This is a genomic window from Ureibacillus sp. FSL W8-0352 (genome assembly GCF_038004345.1).
GTDB lineage: Bacteria > Bacillota > Bacilli > Bacillales_A > Planococcaceae > Ureibacillus > Ureibacillus thermosphaericus.
Genome location: NZ_JBBOQT010000001.1, coordinates 2,428,265 through 2,441,573, shown reverse-complemented (window position 1 = coordinate 2,441,573; position 13,309 = coordinate 2,428,265). Strand labels below are relative to the sequence as shown.

At 35.7% G+C, this 13,309-nt stretch carries 11 protein-coding genes; all 11 read left to right on the top strand.

The window, feature by feature from the left end:
• Positions 1-41 precede the first annotated feature (41 nt).
• Positions 42-269 carry an anti-sigma-F factor Fin gene (locus NST98_RS12330; protein WP_340715238.1) on the top strand — a complete coding sequence of 76 codons (228 nt, stop codon included), beginning with the start codon at positions 42-44 and terminating at the stop codon, positions 267-269.
• Positions 270-409: 140 nt separating this feature from the next.
• Positions 410-3,943 (top strand): transcription-repair coupling factor, encoded by a 3,534-nt coding sequence (gene mfd / locus NST98_RS12325; protein ID WP_340715237.1) that lies wholly within the window; start codon positions 410-412, stop codon positions 3,941-3,943.
• Positions 3,944-4,171: 228 nt separating this feature from the next.
• Entirely contained in the window at positions 4,172-4,708 is a 537-nt protein-coding gene (gene spoVT / locus NST98_RS12320; RefSeq protein WP_016838843.1) for a stage V sporulation protein T, read from the top strand.
• Positions 4,709-4,983: 275 nt separating this feature from the next.
• Entirely contained in the window at positions 4,984-6,597 is a 1,614-nt protein-coding gene (locus tag NST98_RS12315) for a putative polysaccharide biosynthesis protein (RefSeq protein WP_340715236.1), read from the top strand.
• Positions 6,598-6,605: 8 nt separating this feature from the next.
• A complete protein-coding gene (mazG, locus tag NST98_RS12310) occupies positions 6,606-8,063 on the top strand; it encodes a nucleoside triphosphate pyrophosphohydrolase (RefSeq protein ID WP_340715235.1) in 1,458 nt (485 codons plus the stop codon).
• Between the two features lie 3 nt (positions 8,064-8,066).
• Positions 8,067-8,357 (top strand): RNA-binding S4 domain-containing protein, encoded by a 291-nt coding sequence (locus NST98_RS12305; RefSeq protein ID WP_016838840.1) that lies wholly within the window; start codon positions 8,067-8,069, stop codon positions 8,355-8,357.
• Positions 8,358-8,469: 112 nt separating this feature from the next.
• The gene (gene yabP, locus NST98_RS12300; protein WP_016838839.1) at positions 8,470-8,769 is read left to right on the top strand and encodes a sporulation protein YabP; all 300 of its coding nucleotides are present in this window, start codon (positions 8,470-8,472) and stop codon (positions 8,767-8,769) included.
• Positions 8,766-9,260 (top strand): spore cortex biosynthesis protein YabQ, encoded by a 495-nt coding sequence (yabQ, locus tag NST98_RS12295; protein ID WP_340715234.1) that lies wholly within the window; start codon positions 8,766-8,768, stop codon positions 9,258-9,260. The genes yabP and yabQ overlap by 4 nt, the downstream gene beginning before the upstream one ends.
• Positions 9,261-9,307: 47 nt before the next feature.
• On the top strand, positions 9,308-9,730 hold the full coding sequence (locus NST98_RS12290) for an FtsB family cell division protein (protein WP_340715233.1): 423 nt from the start codon (positions 9,308-9,310) through the stop codon (positions 9,728-9,730).
• Positions 9,731-9,957: 227 nt separating this feature from the next.
• Positions 9,958-10,383: a S1 domain-containing RNA-binding protein gene (locus NST98_RS12285; protein ID WP_016838836.1), complete on the top strand. Its 426-nt coding sequence runs from the start codon at positions 9,958-9,960 to the stop codon at positions 10,381-10,383.
• 527 nt (positions 10,384-10,910) lie between these two features.
• On the top strand, positions 10,911-13,292 hold the full coding sequence (locus NST98_RS12280) for a SpoIIE family protein phosphatase (RefSeq protein ID WP_340715232.1): 2,382 nt from the start codon (positions 10,911-10,913) through the stop codon (positions 13,290-13,292).
• Positions 13,293-13,309 lie beyond the last annotated feature (17 nt).

Sequence of the window (13,309 nt, the reverse complement as noted above, 5' to 3'; positions counted from 1 at the left end):
TACTTGGAATATATACCGAAGCTCGTTAAGGAGGATCCAGTATGACTGTTCGTTACCGTTGTAGATATTGCGATACCGAATTGGGTACATTACCTTTTAGTGAAGAAGAAACAATACGCAAGCTTCATTTATTCGAAGTTGGCGAAATAGAAGAATTTATCGAAAAAGATGAACTTGGAGTAACGACAGTACACTGTATTTGTGAACATTGTGAGGAATCGTTACGACAATTTCCTGATTATTATGCTTTAAAAAAATGGATTCAATAAAAATAACGCTTTGGACGAAAATTGTCCAAGGCTTTTTCCAATATATTGTAAACTTGCAGTAAACGAAATAAACGTAATGTTTCGGTTGATTTATAGAATGGCTACATAACGAGTGCCTAAGTTGGAAGGAGGTTTATACAATGGGAGTTATAACTCAATTATTCTCTCAAGATAAACATATAAACATGCTAATTAACCAATTGAAAGAACAAACGTTTAAATCTCAATTAATTACAGGGTTAACTGGAAGTGCACGTGCAGTTTTTATTAATGCGCTTTTTAATGAATTAAAACGACCAATTTATATTTTATCTCCTAATTTATTGCAAGCGCAAAAGTTAGTAGACGATTTAACATCCCTTGTAGGAGAAGGATATGTTCATTATTATCCTGCAGATGAATTTATTGCAGCAGACATGACGATAGCATCTCCTGAATTAAGAGCAGGACGGATTTCTACATTGGATCACTTAATAAGAGAAGAAGTAGCGATTTACGTTATTCCTATTGCAGGTATGCGTAAATATATGACGCCAGTGAAACAATGGAAACATAACCTTTTAGAAGTACATGTCGGTCAAGAAATAGATATAGACCAATGGCTTTCGAAATTAGTAGAAATGGGATATACACGAAGCCAAATGGTAACAACACCAGGTGAGTTTGCATTGCGTGGAGGAATACTAGATATCTATCCACCCTATGCAGAGTCACCATTTCGTATTGAACTTTTTGATACCGAAGTAGATTCCATCCGTGAATTTTCTGCAGACGATCAACGTTCCGTTAAAAAGCTAGAGTCGTGTCGTATTTTGCCGGCCATTGAGTTGCTGTTGACGTTAGACCAGCGCATTCAATTGGCAGAGCGTTTAGAAAAAGCTCTTTCAAGAAGTATAAAAAAGGTCAAAAAACAGGAAGTTCAAGAAGCATTATATGAAAATATCAAGTACGATATTGAAATGTTGAAACAAGGGAATTTACCTAATCATGTGACGAAATATGGATCATTATTATATGAACAACCAGCATTTTTAGGAGATTATTTTTCAAAAGATGGCATTATCTTATTCGATGAGCTTGGTCGAATTCAAGAAGTGACAGGAGCATGGGAGCGGGAAGAAGAAGAGTGGTTCATATCATTAATAGAAGAAGGAAAAATGGTTCATGATGTTCAACCTTCTTACACCTTTAAAGAAATTTTCTCTATGTTGGATTTGCAAAAAATATATCTTACATTGTTTACTCGCAACTTTACCGGTATTCGGTTTGACCAAACAACGAATTTTTCCTGCAAACCAATGCAACAATTTCACGGACAAATACCGCTCTTACAAAGTGAAATTGAACGCTGGAATCGAGAAAAATTTACTGTGCTATTTGTCGCTGATGGAGAACGTCGATTAGAAAAAATCAAAAATATTTTAGAAGATTACAAGATTGATGTCACCATTGGACATCCAAAGGGAGAAGGAATCTTCTTAATTGATGGACAGCTTAGTTCAGGATTTGAATTGCCATTGCAACGTTTAGCAGTAGTGACAGATGATGAATTATTTAAACAGCAAGCTAAACGGAAAAAAACTCGTTCTCAAAAGATGACCAATGCTGAACGGATTAAAAGCTATACAGAGATAAAGCCGGGCGACTATGTTGTTCATGTTCATCACGGAATCGGAAAATATATTGGTATTCAAACTCTTGAAGTGAACGGAACGCATAAAGATTATCTTCATATTCGTTACCGCGGTGATGATAAATTATATGTACCTGTTGATCAAATTGATTTAATTCAAAAGTATGTTTCTTCAGAAGGGAAGGAACCAAAGCTTCATAAACTGGGCGGTACAGAATGGAAAAAAGCCAAAGCAAAAGTTTCATCTGCTGTTAAAGATATAGCAGAAGAATTAATTAAACTATACGCAAAACGGGAATCAGAAAAGGGGTTTGCTTTTTCGCCTGATACAGATGAACAACGTGAATTTGAAAGTGCTTTCCCTTATGAAGAGACTGAGGATCAGCTTCGTACAATTCTTGAAGTAAAGCGGGATATGGAACGGGAACGACCAATGGACCGGCTCGTTTGCGGTGATGTGGGATACGGTAAAACGGAAGTGGCAATTCGTGCAGCTTTTAAAGCGATAATGGACGGTAAGCAAGTGGCGTTTCTTGTGCCAACGACCATATTAGCACAACAACATTATGAAACCTTTAGCACAAGATTTCAGGATTATGCAATTAAAGTGGGCTTATTAAGCCGATTCCGCACTCGAAAGGAACAATTGGAAACAATTAAAGGACTAAAAGATGGAACGGTGGATATCGTCATCGGTACTCATCGACTTCTTTCTAAAGATGTAACGTTTAAAGATTTAGGATTATTGATAGTCGATGAGGAACAACGATTTGGCGTTACCCATAAGGAAAAAATTAAACAGTTAAAGACGAACGTGGATGTGTTGACATTAACAGCGACTCCGATTCCAAGAACCCTCCATATGTCAATGGTTGGTGTAAGAGATCTCTCTGTTATTGAAACACCTCCGCAAAATCGTTTCCCAGTTCAAACGTATGTGATGGAATATAATGGCGCGTTAGTGCGAGAAGCCATTGAAAGGGAGATGGCACGAGGAGGTCAGACTTTCTATTTATATAATCGTGTAGAGGATATGACGAAAAAAGTAGAAGAAATTCAAATGCTCGTGCCGGAAGCTCGAATTGGTTATGCGCATGGAAAAATGACTGAGGCCCAACTGGAGTCAGTGATTCTTAGCTTCTTAAATGGCGAATTTGATGTGCTTGTGACTACTACGATTATTGAAACGGGCGTTGATATGCCAAACGTAAATACGCTCATTGTCCAAGATGCTGATAAGATGGGGCTTTCTCAGCTTTATCAATTGCGTGGCCGTGTAGGAAGATCAAACCGAGTAGCATATGCATATTTCATGTATCAACGTGATAAAGTGCTAAACGAAGTTGCAGAACAACGACTTCAAGCCATTAAAGAATTTACGGAATTAGGATCCGGTTTTAAAATTGCAATGCGCGACCTTTCCATTCGTGGTGCAGGGAATTTACTAGGTGCACAGCAGCATGGTTTTATCGATACCGTAGGATTTGACTTATATACTCAATTATTAGAAGAAGCGATTGCTGAACAAAAAGGAGTGAAGCGTGAAGAGAAAGAAGAAGTCGAAGTGATTCTTCATGTTGACGCGTATATACCTGATCGGTATATTCCTGATGGGTATCAGAAAATTCAAATGTATAAACGGATTAAAGCGATGGAAAATCCGGAAGATTACCATGAAATTCTGGAAGAATTACACGACCGATTTGGGGATATGCCTCCTGAAACAGAGAAGCTGTTGCGCATAGCTCGAATTAAGGCGTGGGCTACACATTCAGGTATTGTGTCAATCAAAGAAAAACAAAAAGTCATTTCAATTGTGTTTTCAGAAGAAGGCACAAAAAATGTGGATGGCTCTGTTGTAGTAACGGAAACAATGAAATTTGATCGAGCAGTTGGATTTAGTATGGATGGACCGATATTGACTCTAACAATTGATGAAAAAAAATGTGGAAAATATGAACCGCTTGAAGTATTGGAACAAGTCGTTGAAATTGTTTATAAGGCAAGGAAGAATAATGTAGTGGAACAAGAGGCAAAATAAGACTGTAAGAAATGACCCAAATATTATATTTTGGGTCTTTTTATTCCTTCATTGTTGTTTAATGTTTTCAATTATTGTTATATTTTTAAAATTTTTTGGACATATTAATTTTACAAATTTTCGACGAAATAAAAACAAAATCCTCTCAATGTATTTTTTGCATACTTTGCCTAAAGAGTAAACATACTATCTGTGAAATAATACGATTCAGAAAGCGAGGCAGCATAGATGAAAGCAACAGGAATAGTACGTCGTATCGATGATTTAGGTCGTGTTGTAATACCAAAAGAAATTCGCAGAACAATGCGCATTCGTGAAGGAGACCCTTTGGAAATTTATACGGATAGAGAAGGTGAAGTTATTCTAAAAAAATATTCACCGATAAATGACTTAGGCGAGTTTGCAAAAGAATACGTAGAATCCTTGTATGAAACAATTGGAACTCCAGCATTAATAAGCGATCGAGATGAAATGATCGCTGTTGCAGGATTATCTAAGAAGGATTACACAAATCGTCGACTTTCAACTTTTGCAGAGGATTTTATGAAACAGCGCTCAGTTGTGATGGAAAAGAATGAAACAACAATTGAATTAGTACCAGGACAATTTGAGCAAGTGAAATCTTATTGTGTAGCTCCAATCGTTGCAAATGGTGATACAATTGGGGCGGTATATTTGCTATCTAAAGTTCATTTCCTAAGCGAAGTGGAACAAAAAGCAGCGGAAACAGCGGCACACTTCTTAGCAAAGCAAATGGAAAACTAAATCAGAAGGAAAACGTCTCTTTCTATAAGAGGCGTTTTTTCATTGTTTAGGAAAGTAACACAACATGCAACATAGGGAATTGTACCGTGAATAGCATATGTTTACTGCTTCAATATTTGGTTTTAAGAAATACATTGATTGGCCCAGTTAGGAGATTCGATTACCAAATAATATTTTGGTAGAAGTTATGTACAAGTGGGAAGAAAGTAGATTTTTTTATTTAAACGACTCTTTGGTATACTTTCTATTATGTAGATAAGGAAAGAGGATAAGGTATGTCAAATTCATTTGGAATGAAAGGATATATGAAAGGCGCTTTATTACTAACTATATCAGCGATTATCGTAAAAATATTGAGCGCCTTTTATCGAGTGCCCTTTCAAAATTTAGTGGGAGATGCGGGTTTTTATATTTATCAACAAGTATATCCTTTTATATCATTTTTCGTTGTATGGACTTCAGGGGGATTCGCTGTAGCGATTTCTAAAATGTTGGCCGATGCGGAATTATCTCCTAATGCTGAATGGAAAAAGTACATTATTTCCCAAACGGTATTTTTATATTTAGTAGCATTATCGTTATTCTTTTTTTCGTTCCTATTTTTAGGAGCCGATTTATTAGCAACATTAATGGGAGATGAGCAGTTATCTCCACTACTAAGAACAGGTTCCTTTGTTACATTGTTTATGCCGATACTTGCAATACTGAAGGGAACTTTTCAATCCCAAGGCGCGATGGCCCCAGTAGCCAATGCCCAAGTATTTGAGCAACTCATTCGAGTTACGACTATTTTAGCTGGAGCCATTTTTGTGATGTTTACTTCTGGCTCTCTTTACTTAGCGGGCAATATGGCAGTGTTAGGAACTGTCATAGGGGAAGTAGCAGGGGTTCTACTGTTGTTATATTATGCCAAGAAAACATTTCCTTCCTTTCCTTTCCAAAAAACGAAGAGTGCAGTAAAGAAATGGCCGATTGTGAAAGAAGCGACTTTATTAAGTTTAAGTATAAGTATGAGCAGTTTATTGCTCTTAAGTTTTCAATTAATCGATTCGTTTACTGTTTATTCGTTAATGATCGAAAATGGAATTGACTCGCAACTCGCAAAAGAAACGAAAGGGATTTATGATCGTGGCCAACCACTTGTGCAATTGGGCATCTTGATCGCCTCTTCTTTATCAATTGCTATTGTTCCGCTAGTAGCTGTTCAGTCCAAAAAAAATACAGGAAGAGGAGCAAAACCTTTTATTCAGTTAACATATCGAACAGCCCTACTTTTTGGAGTAGCTTCTTCATTAGGATTAATGATTGTGATGCCTTATGTGAACGAAATGTTATTTGAAACGAATTCGCTTCAAAACGTATTAACCGTTTATGTACTACAAATTATACCGTTATCGATTATTTTGACGTTCACAGCTATCTTACAAGGCATGGGGAAATTAAAAGTACCATTTTTCATTTTAGCAGGTGCTATTTGTTTTAAATTAATCGGCAATATGGCTCTTGTACCTTTCATGAACGTATTAGGTTCTGCAGTTACGAGCAGCGCAGTGCTATTTATCGCTGCAATTTTACTTATCCTTTATTTAAAAAAATTAACGTTCATTCAATTGGCTCCTCGTAACTATTACATAAAATTAATCGGCGCAAGCACTGTAATGACTTTTGCTGTTTTCTTATTAGATGGGTTTCTCCAAATGAAGAGAGGTATATTTGCTAACAGTCGAGTAGAAGCAGTATGTTTCGGAACAATCTTAATTGCTACAGGAGCTTTTGTATTTTTGACGTTTGTAGCAAAATCTCGTATGCTTTCCGAAAAAGAGTGGTTTTTAATCCCTTTTGGCCGGAGAATGGCTGTTTATCAGCTTTTGTTAAATAGAAGAAAGTAGGTGGAAAAATGCATATAACAATCATGGGGCTCGGTGCATCGGATTATGAACAATTACCAATTGGTATTTATAAAAAATTAAAAGAAGCAAAAAAAGTTTTTGTTCGTACAATGGAACACCCTGTATTGCGTGTGTTGCAAGACGAAGGAATCCAATTTGAAAGTTTTGATCACGTGTATGAAAAACATGATACGTTTCAACCGGTTTATCAAGAGATTGTTGAACATTTATTAGAAGCTGCGCAGTCAGAACCTATTGTATACGCAGTACCTGGCCATCCTTTAGTGGCTGAGCAAACAGTACAATTGTTAATTGAAGCTGAAAGAGAAGGAAAAGTTCAATTAGCAATTGAAGGAGGACAAAGTTTTTTAGATCCGATATTTGCTGCCCTAAAAATCGATCCTATTGAAGGGTTTCAGTTGCTAGATGGGACAAACTTCTCCATTCATGACGTTAACATGCGTTCCCATGTACTGATAGCTCAAGTGTATGACCAATTTAGCGCATCCGAAGTGAAATTAACACTAATGGAAAAATATCGGGATGATTATCCAATTACCGTTGTTACTGGTGCAGGATCTAGTAATGAACTGATTAAAACGATTCCGCTTTATGAATTGGATCAAGCGATGGAATTGAATAATTTAACGACTATTTATGTTCCGCCAGTAAAAAGTCATCTAGACGCTTTAAAAGACTGGACTACTTTTAGAAACATTATTGCTACATTGCGCGGACCGAATGGCTGTCCATGGGACCGAAAACAAACTCATGAAAGTTTAAAAAAATATTTGATTGAGGAGACTCATGAATTCCTAGCAGCGGTTGATGAAAAAGATGATTTTGGCATGGTAGAAGAACTTGGGGATATTTTATTGCAAGTTTTCTTGCATGCTCAAATTGGAGAAGATGAAGGCTATTTTAATTTAGAAGAAGTGTTGGAAAGCATTTCTGAAAAAATGATTCGTCGTCATCCGCACGTATTCGGCGATCTTTCAGTGAAAGATGCAGATGAAGTTGTATTGAATTGGGAAGAAATTAAAAAGCAAGAGAAAGGTGAACAAAAAGAATCTTTATTAAAAGGGGAGTACCGACCAAATTCATCATTGCAAACTTCTTATAATTACCAGAAGAAAGCCGCTACAGTAGGCTTTGATTGGCCAGATGCAAGCGGTGCTTTATCGAAATTCGATGAGGAATGGAAGGAATTCCGTGAAGAACTGGAGAAAGGTAACAATGAATCGATAATGGACGAATTTGGAGATGTTCTGTTCACCCTTGTCAATATTGCTCGTTTTTATAATATATCCCCTGAAGAAGCAATGGTTCACGCCAATGAAAAATTTGCTAGAAGATTTCGATTTGTTGAAGAACAAGTGAGAAAGAGCGGAAAAACTTTTCAAGATTTTACGTTAGAACAACTAGATGAATTTTGGAATGAAGCAAAACATTTAGAAAAGGAGTAAGTTATGCGATTAGATAAATTTTTAAAAGTATCTCGATTAATTAAACGCCGCACCTTGGCAAAAGAAGTTGCCGAACAAGGGCGAATTACAATTAACGGAAAAGTTGCAAAAGCCTCTTCCAACGTAAGTGCAGGTGACGAGCTAATGATCCGCTTTGGACAAAAAATCGTCACTGTTCGCATAGAAGAAATTAAAGAGAATGTTCGAAAAGAAGATGCAAGTAAAATGTTTACCATAATCAAGGAAGAAAAGTTAGAAAAAATCGAACCAGAATTTATCGATGATGAAGAATAAAAAAAAGAGAAGAAAAAATATTTTTTTATAGCATGACATCTATTTTGTTGTCATGCTTTTTTTATTTCCCGCATAAAGTGAACAGAACAAACCATTAAAGGAGGAACGATAAATGACACAAATACATCAAGAAAGCAATTACACTATTACTTCTGGAGATCATCTCGTGACAGTGAGAAATAGAAAAAGAATGGACATGACATCAGTAAAGGAAATTGAAAGATTCGACCAGGAGGAATTTTACGTAAGAACATCACAAGGACACTTGCTTATTCGTGGAGAGGAATTGCGCATTGTTCATTTAGATGTGGACAAAGGATTATTAACACTAGAAGGAAATGTAAAAGCCCTTCAATATGATGATGATGAAAATGGGTTAACTAAAGGCTTCCTCCATAAATTATTTGGATGACAGTTAACGAACAGTTTTTCAGTATCGTAATAATGACGATAAGTGGCGTTATAATTGGCGCGGTTATTGATGCAACAAGAATTTACATCAGCGCCTTGTCACCTAAGTCATTATTACGAAAGTTTTCATTAATCGTTGAGGTTTTCGTCTGGGCACTGCTAGGTGTTGCAAGTTTTTATATTATCTATTTAATAAAGGGTGGAGAGTGGCGTTTAGTAGACCCATTATCACAAATTTTAGGTATTTTTCTATATGAATCATTTTTTCAGCCATTTTTCCGGTTTCTCGGCAGGGTATTTATCATTATTTTTATTAATCCAATAATAGCGATTGTAAAAATTACTCTGAAAACAATAAAAGGGATTATTAGACTAGTAATTCGAATTTTAATTGTACTATTTAACCCTTTTTACAAACTATTTGTGGTTGCGAAAAGACCATTTCACAGAAAATTTATAAACTTAAAAAGAGCAATCTTTAAAAAACGTTAAATACTAAGTATAATGACAATACAATGACTATTTAGGAGGTGACGGATGTGGCCAAGCATTATAATAACAGACATGGGAATATGAATATTCGTAAAATAGATAATGACTATGTCCGTTCTGCAAATCGTCAAATGGAAAAGTTGACGAAGCAAAAAATCCGATTAAGAAGAAGGCTGTCTCTATTCTTTGTCATCGCATCCGTCGTCATAATTAGTTTAATCAGTATGATCTTTAACCAAAATGAAAGATTAGCGCAAAAAGAAGCAGAAAAAGAAAAGGTATTATCAGAACTTCAAGAAATAAAAAAAGAACAAGAATTATTACAGTTGCAAATAAAAAAACTTGAAGATGATGAATATATTGCAAAATTAGCCCGTAAAGAATACTTCTTATCGGAGGAAGGAGAAATCATTTTCTCCATCCCTAAAGAAGAAAAAGAAAATGAAGAAGATAAAAAGAATAAAAAATGACATTTTTCCAGGCTGTATTAAAATTGTTATTTAAAAATAAGAAATTACTATTGAAGAAATGAAGAGAATAAAAAATACAGGCTGAAAAAGAGTTGTCTTGTTGACACTCTTTTTTTGTTGGCTATAATAAAAGAGAGCATTAGCAAATTTTTTGCTCATTTTATATAATTATGATTACTGGCGATATTTTATTAGCCGTTTAAATTTTAAGGAGGAGCATTTTTTTTATGTCAATTGAAGTAGGCAGCAAATTACAGGGGAAGGTCACAGGAATTACAAATTTTGGAGCGTTTATTGAGCTGCCAGATGGTAAGACGGGCCTTGTCCATATTAGTGAAGTAGCTGATAACTACGTGAAAGACATTAACGATCATCTAAAAGTTGGAGATATCGTTGAAGTGAAAGTGTTAAATGTTGAAGAGGATGGAAAAATTGGCCTATCGATAAGAAAGGCTAAAGCTCAATCAGAAAGACCTGAACGTCCTCAAAGACCACGTCGTGATAACCGTTCAAATGAACGAAACGAACGCCAATCAAAAGAAAGTTTTGAACAGAAAATGGCGAAATTCTTAAGAGATAGTGATGAACGTCTTGCTTCATTAAGACGTGCAACTGAGTCAAAACGAGGTGGACGTGGCGCAAGAAGAGGGTAGTTTGCTGTCTGTTTTAATTGAGTAATTTTTAAATAATCTTTTTTACAATGAAAATGTCAAAATACAGATAACAAAATCGGTTATTCGTTAAAATGGGTCGACTATATTCCGTCAATAGTCGACTTTTTTTTATTTAATTGGTAATGATTTTACTTGTAGTTGCGAGACAAAATTATTCTAGAAAGTTAGATTGTGAAAATTTTATGGAATTGAATTAGTTTATAAAAATACTTAATTGTAGTTTTCAATATTATTTGAGTAAGAGCTTATACCTTCCAAGAACCTTTAGAATTCCGATTAACCAAAAATATCTTCATTTTATCAGCATAAAATTCCAAAATAAATTCCTTATAGTTATCAAATGTTAAGAAAAAAAACGACAAAAACTAGCCTAAATTAACAATTTGTTATGTTATTAAGTAATTCGTCGAACAATTTTTTTAAACTAGAACAGTACTAGACAAATTTTACATCCCTTCTTTTATATAATAGACCGAAACAAATGATATAGATGAGGGGGATGGAATATGTCAAATATCCAAATGCTGAATGAAAAGTCGTCATGGCAAGAGCATTTCAGTCGTTTTACTATTAAAAAGGTAAGCCTAATTCTTCATTTATTCTTCATGTTGTTAGCATTTTTTCTATCAAGAGCGGTAATGTTTGAAGCGGCTGTTCCTTTTTTATTACCATTATGGGCGATCGTGCGAAATAGATATGAAAATGAGAAATGGGCAGTGTTCATCGGCGGGTTAATTGGTGCATTGAGTTTGAGTTTAGGGCAAGGTTTGATTTTGTTACTGCAACTTGGTTTTTACGAATTATTGATTCGGTTCCGATATTGGAAGCCCCCTATGGCTATTGCTGTGGCCCTTGCCATCTTTTTTGGACAATTGTTATGGCAAAGCATTTTGCATATGGGCATCCCTCCTTTCATAGTACAGTTGTATGTTTATTATGAAATGATATTAGCTTTTTTCATGACAATCTTTGTGAAGCTATTTTTCGTTGAACCTTATCGTTTTTGGTCTGCTTCCTGGAGTTATGAGCGGGTAGGAGCGGGGTTAGTAATTTTAGCGGTCGTTTTAACTGGGATGCATTCATTAACGATATCGTATTTTTCACTTTTTACATTTGTTCTGCATTTATCGATTTGCATTGCTGCCATTACTGGTGGAATAACGGTTGCCTCAAGCGTTTCAACTATTATTGGAGCATTAGTAGGAATATCAGAGCTTTCTTTCACGGGAATGATTGCTGTTTATGCTTTAACGGGCGTATCGAGCGGGTTGTGTAAAGGGATTGGAAGAGTAGGCGCTGTAATAGGTAGTTTAATACCCAGCATCTTTTTCTTTTTTTATGATTCAACGTTGCCACTAGATAGCGTTTATTTTGTATCGGTCTTGATAGCGGGTGTAGTCTTTTTATTATTGCCAGAAAAAATGCTAAACTTTTTGGAAAATATCATTCGTCCAAAACGAGATGAAGTATTGCTTAAAAGGCAGGAATGGCTAACGGAACATACAACGGAAAAGTTAGAGACGTTTCAACGTTTTGTTTTGTTTATGAAAGAATTAGTTTTTGAGCGCTTTACGTCAACTGAGAATGTGAGTGAAATTCGAAAGATTGAGCCTTGTGCCACTTGTATGAGTTGTTTTCGATATGATAGATGCTGGGGAGAAAAAAATATTGGAATGGATGAAAATATTCGAAGATGGTTCCTAGCGAAATCGGGATTAAGTGAAAAAGAACAAATGCTTGCGGAAGAACAAATTCGAACAAAATGCGTAAAATCGTCAAAATTGTTGGAAGAACTTGATTATCAGCTGTATAACGATAAAATGAATGGGCAATTCTATCATGGGAAAAAGATGATTGCTTTGCAATTGAGGGACTTGAGTAATCATTTGAATAAATTGATGGAAGATATGAAAAACGAGACGCTTTCATTTAAGACGATTGAGGAAGAATTAAGCCATGAATTTAAACGCGCAAACATTGATTGTTTTCAAATTGATGTTTTAAATAATACGTTGGGGGAACGTGTGATTGTTTGTTCCTTTATTAACAACGATACTCGAGACGATTTATATTTATTATGTGAACGAATCATTTTACCAGTTCTATATGAAGTCTTTGCTGAACCGTTCCAAGTGGATCGAATATCGAATCATAAGACACCATTTGCTCATTTTCAAGTGAGATTTCGCTCTGCAGTTCGCTATAAAATTCAGTATGATATATATAGTAGAGCGAAAAACTCTAATGTTGTGTCAGGGGATTCTCATGCCATTTTCCACATTCATCCGGGATTAGTAGCCATAATGTTGTCGGATGGCATGGGTCAAAGTCGAGAAGCAAAGCGGGAAAGTAGAAGATTGGTAAGATTAATGAGGGAATGTTTAAGCTATAATATGAATCCAGAGACTGCTATGCATACATTGCATTATGTCCTTAGTCTAAACCGTGAAGTTGATATGTATGCGACGATAGATTTTGCATTAGTTGATTTACAAAAGGGTGAATTATGGTCTTGGAAAGCAGGTAGCATGTCTACTTATATTTTGCGCGGAGAGCAGCTAATGAAAGTGGAAGGATCATCAGCACCTGTAGGGTTCATGCCTGTATTCTCCATTGAAACGGAAAAAGTCAATTTGCTAGCGGATGATTATGTCGTAATGGTTTCCGATGGTTTGTTCTCTAGCAAATATGATTGGGACGAACAGGAACGTAATTTTGTTAAATTGTTAAAGTCAAAAATCAGGGTTGGAATGCCGATTGAAGCGCTTCTATATGATGTGATGGACAGTTATCAAAGCCAGTATGAAGTGGAAGATGACTGCACGGTAATTATTTTTAATGTTTCACATGTGGTGCCAAAATGGGCTGTTTTTAGACCGGTTAGTTAATTAGAGGAAATGAGGTG

Excerpts from the sequence above, each read along its gene's own strand:
- NST98_RS12330 (WP_340715238.1), top strand. The coding sequence starts at position 42 with ATGACTGTTCGTTACCGTTGTAGATATTGCGATACCGAATTGGGTACA.
- mfd (WP_340715237.1), top strand. The coding sequence starts at position 410 with ATGGGAGTTATAACTCAATTATTCTCTCAAGATAAACATATAAACATG.
- spoVT (WP_016838843.1), top strand. The coding sequence starts at position 4,172 with ATGAAAGCAACAGGAATAGTACGTCGTATCGATGATTTAGGTCGTGTT.
- NST98_RS12315 (WP_340715236.1), top strand. The coding sequence starts at position 4,984 with ATGTCAAATTCATTTGGAATGAAAGGATATATGAAAGGCGCTTTATTA.
- mazG (WP_340715235.1), top strand. The coding sequence starts at position 6,606 with ATGCATATAACAATCATGGGGCTCGGTGCATCGGATTATGAACAATTA.
- NST98_RS12305 (WP_016838840.1), top strand. The coding sequence starts at position 8,067 with ATGCGATTAGATAAATTTTTAAAAGTATCTCGATTAATTAAACGCCGC.
- yabP (WP_016838839.1), top strand. The coding sequence starts at position 8,470 with ATGACACAAATACATCAAGAAAGCAATTACACTATTACTTCTGGAGAT.
- yabQ (WP_340715234.1), top strand. The coding sequence starts at position 8,766 with ATGACAGTTAACGAACAGTTTTTCAGTATCGTAATAATGACGATAAGT.
- NST98_RS12285 (WP_016838836.1), top strand. The coding sequence starts at position 9,958 with ATGTCAATTGAAGTAGGCAGCAAATTACAGGGGAAGGTCACAGGAATT.
- NST98_RS12280 (WP_340715232.1), top strand. The coding sequence starts at position 10,911 with ATGTCAAATATCCAAATGCTGAATGAAAAGTCGTCATGGCAAGAGCAT.